The sequence below is a fragment of the Pseudomonas meliae genome (genome assembly GCF_001400515.1).
GTDB lineage: Bacteria > Pseudomonadota > Gammaproteobacteria > Pseudomonadales > Pseudomonadaceae > Aquipseudomonas > Aquipseudomonas amygdali.
Genome location: NZ_LJQT01000225.1, coordinates 1 through 250 on the forward strand (window position 1 = coordinate 1; position 250 = coordinate 250).

1 pseudogene is annotated in these 250 nt (G+C 57.6%); it reads left to right on the top strand.

The window, feature by feature from the left end:
- Positions 1–19 precede the first annotated feature (19 nt).
- A pseudogene (locus ALO64_RS25095) lies at positions 20–202 on the top strand (DUF3482 domain-containing protein); the annotation flags it as partial.
- Between the last annotated feature and the right edge of the window lie 48 nt (positions 203–250).

A 250-nucleotide genomic window follows, 5' to 3' on the forward strand; every position in this document is an offset into this window, starting at 1 on the left:
AAATTTCTGACAGTCTCCCATTCACCGCATGGAATTGACCACCCCGCAGGACAAAACCTGGCGCAAAGGCAAAATCCCCGAGCCGCTCACCCGTGCCCGCGCCCACCCGCAATGGTCAACACTCAATCCGCACGCCAAACCGAATCAGGCTGAGCGTCAGGAAGCGATTGATCAGCTGGCGGATGTGGTTTTGCAGGATTGACTATTCCAGCGCTGAAGACCGGACGCAAAGCGTCCAGAACGGCATGCG